The sequence below is a fragment of the Streptomyces spiroverticillatus genome (genome assembly GCA_014650415.1).
GTDB lineage: Bacteria > Actinomycetota > Actinomycetes > Streptomycetales > Streptomycetaceae > Streptomyces > Streptomyces spiroverticillatus.
The window spans coordinates 1-3,235 of sequence record BMUX01000053.1; the positions used below are offsets into that span (position 1 = coordinate 1).

The 3,235-nt window shown below is 69.3% G+C and carries 3 protein-coding genes; all 3 read right to left on the reverse strand.

The window, feature by feature from the left end; genetic code table 11:
- Positions 1-184: 184 nt before the first annotated feature.
- Positions 185-799: a hypothetical protein gene (locus IE269_RS42565; protein ID WP_189828745.1), complete on the reverse strand. Its 615-nt coding sequence runs from the start codon at positions 797-799 to the stop codon at positions 185-187.
- A gap of 237 nt (positions 800-1,036) precedes the next feature.
- Positions 1,037-1,195, reverse strand: coding sequence for a hypothetical protein (locus IE269_RS42570; RefSeq protein WP_189828746.1), 159 nt, complete (start codon positions 1,193-1,195; stop codon positions 1,037-1,039).
- Entirely contained in the window at positions 1,192-3,027 is a 1,836-nt protein-coding gene (locus tag IE269_RS42575; RefSeq protein WP_318299709.1) for a Helicase associated domain protein, read from the reverse strand. The genes IE269_RS42570 and IE269_RS42575 overlap by 4 nt, the downstream gene beginning before the upstream one ends.
- Positions 3,028-3,235 lie beyond the last annotated feature (208 nt).

Genomic DNA, 3,235 nt, shown 5'->3' on the forward strand with positions numbered 1-3,235 from the left:
CTCACCAACCGCAGCCAAACACCGCAAGAGGCGACAGAACACGACTCACGAGGCGACCACACAACTCAAGACCGGCTCACTAGCGTCTCCAGCACAGTGCGGCCCCCGGGCACCTCTGGTCCGGGGGCCGCACTGTTGTGGGGAGAGCAGGCGGTCCTGGTGCTCGGCTTCCGGCTCGGGGAGGTCAGCCGACCCAGGCGGCGTCGACCAGTGCCTGGAGTGCGGCGGCCTCAGCGGTGTCGGCGGCGGTGTTCGCCTCCGCGTTCTGCGCGTCCTTCAGATTCTTCGACGCTGCGAAAGCTGCGTCCTTGAGCTCACGCCACTGAATCTTCTCCGCCGGACTTCCGGGGTAGTTCTTGTCAGCTGCCCGCCGAGTGGCTGTCGCGAGACCGCCGCTGGTCTCCATGTAGCAGGTGAGGGACTGGCCGAGGGTTCCGGAAGCGCCCGACGCGGTGGCGTACCCGGGGGCGTACTTGCCGGGGTTCTGGAGCGCTTCCTGAGCCGCTTTCGCACCCGTGGCGGCCCGCTTGTCACGAGGCTGGTGCTTCCTGTTCTGGGCCTGCACCACGGCCTTGCGGACCGCGGCGTGCACCGCGCGCTTCAGGTGGCACTCCTTGGCCACCGCGGCATCGGCCGCCCCCACCGTTTCCTGCTCCGGGGTGCACAGCGGGGGCGGGGTGAAAGCACGAGCGCCTGCGCCGGCTGCTGCCGGGGCCGACGCGGCTCCGAGGCTCGCAGGCCCGCCGAGGGTCAGTACGGCGCCCGCGAGGGAGACGGAGAGGAGACGGGCATGACGCATGAAGGGCTCCGAAGGTGTCGAAACGGACAAGAGCGCCTTCCACGTAAGCCCATGTCCCCCAACCGATGCGATCTCCTGAAGGAAAGTACGCCTGAATGGCCTACGGGATCACAAACTGCCGTGATCTTCGTAGCGGAGCAGGTGCCCCCAAGTCGACGCTCCGGCAGAGGAGTTCACCCGCAGGGGGCGAAATTCCGATCAGCACCAGCAACTGTGATGCCGCCGACGCGATGAAGGTTACCCAGCTCGCCCCGTCATGCCGTCGTCGAAGCGGACGCGGACCGCGAACGCGGCGTACGACCACACCGCGACCGCCAGCACCCTGTCCGCAGCCCCCTCCCGCCCTTCCTCCGCTGCCCGGTCCACCGGGCCGCTGGTGTACGCGTCCGTGCTCATCGTGCCGCCGCCTTCTTCGCCGTGGTCCACCGCATGCCCAACGCGTTCAGCTCCGCCCGGCGTTCGTCGCTGAGCTTGTCGGCGCGCTTGCGGATGTTGTCCAGGACCATCCCCAGTTTCACGTCCACCACCTCAAGGCCGTCAGCGTCGCCCTGAGCGCCCCCCGACCCGTCGTGCGACTCCACGGACTCCACATGCTTCCTCGGCACCTGAAGGTGCCCCTCACGGGCGTGGAACGCCTTCGCCGCCCGCAGGTTGATCGCCCACAGGTGATCCGGGGTGCGCTTCACCGGCCGCTCCGACTCCTGCGCCGGTTCGAGCCCGAGCGCGTTCTCCAACAACCACTGCTGTGCGGGCAGCAGCGCGTCCCAGCCGAACCGGCAGCCCTGCACCCACCGCCCGAGGTCCTCGCCCTGGACGACAACCTCACCCGCCTCCATCGGCATGCTGCCACCGTGCTCAAGGTGCTGCTGCACCAATCTCATGCAGCGCTGCCAGCCCGCGTCCCACACCGGCGACCACCCTGGGTCGATCTCATCAAGGGCATCCCGCCGCTCCGGCGACAGCCCACCCGTGGCCGCCCCCTCGGGCAGCCCGGCCTCCAGCTGCTCCGCGCGGGCGTCCGCGAGCCGGGCCGCCGTCCGCAGGTTCTTCGCCCATGTCCCGACGGGGTAGCCGTCCCAGACTGCGGTAGCCGGCGGGAGGAAGTGCCCGTGCTCGGCAGCCCACCGCTTCGCCGCAGACAGCCCTTCCTCGAAGGCGTGGTCCTGGTGCGACCACACCACCCCGAGCTTCTCCAGCTCCCGCACGCGCTCCGGAGCCAGGTCACCGGCCCGGTAGTCCGCGCGCTGCCGCTTCAGCCACGTCCCCAACGGGAACCCGCCCGGCGCCCACTCGGCGGGCGTGACGTAGTCGTACGGGACCTTCAGCTCGCCGTTCTTCGCGACCTCCTCCGCGTACCGGATCGCAGCGGCGAGCCCGGACCGCCAGTAGTCGGTCTCCGGATGCAGCACCCGCAGCGCCACGAACCGGGCCACCTCCGCCGGATCCCGCGGCGTCGAGAACTTCAGCAGCTCCCGCGCGGGCCTGCTCGGGCCCTGTGCCTCGCCCGGCTGCTCCTGGCCCTCCGCGTCGAGGCCGTCCTCGGTGTCATCGGGCTTCCAACTGCCCGTCCTCGGGCGGGAGTCGGCGAGTGCTTCGATCACGTCCGTGTCGTGCGCCCGCAGCGCTCCGAGGACCTTCGCGAGGGTCTCCGCGCCCCGAGAGGTCAGCATTTCGCCCGGACTTTCCCCCGGGGCGAGGAAAACAGGAACGACCAGACTGGCCACTTTTCCGTCGCCGGGCTGCATGCGGAGCGCCCGGCCGACCATTTGCACGATGTCGACCATCGAGCCCCGCGCGTCACAGAAAGTGACAGAATCACATTCTTTCGAATCGACGCCTTCCCCGAGCACACGAACGGAAGCGATCATCTTGAACATCGCCGGATAGCAGACCGTCCCGCCCTTGCCGTCCGGCACCTCGATCACATTCGACGCGAACTCTTCCAGCTGCTCCTTGCGGTAGAGCGGCTTGTGCTCCGCGTACAGCCACGACGACCACACCCGCTCCGCCGGGTGGTAGCGCTTCGGATCCTGCGCGTACAGCCGCGCCGCGACCGCGGGCAGCCCTTCGGCCATGGCTTCGGCCTCGCTGATCCGGGAGTGGAAGGTCAGGCACTTCCGCAGGTTCTCGTCCGCGGCGGCCGTGAGCAGCCCGGCCTGGAGCGCCGCGAGGCGGGCCCCGCGTACGAGGTCCGAGCCCCGGTCCCCGCCGGCCTGCGCAGCATGCAACTCCGGATCGGAAATATCAACACAAACTACCTGATAAGGGGCAACCAAACCGCGCGAAATGGCCTGCGAGAGCGTCAATTTCCACGCCACGGGGCCGAAGATTTCCGACCCGTCTTCCATGCTCGCGACCAGCCTCGGAGCCTCCCGCCCACCACGGCGCGCCTCGTCGGCGGACTCCCAGATCCGCGCTGTCGCGGTCATGTACAGC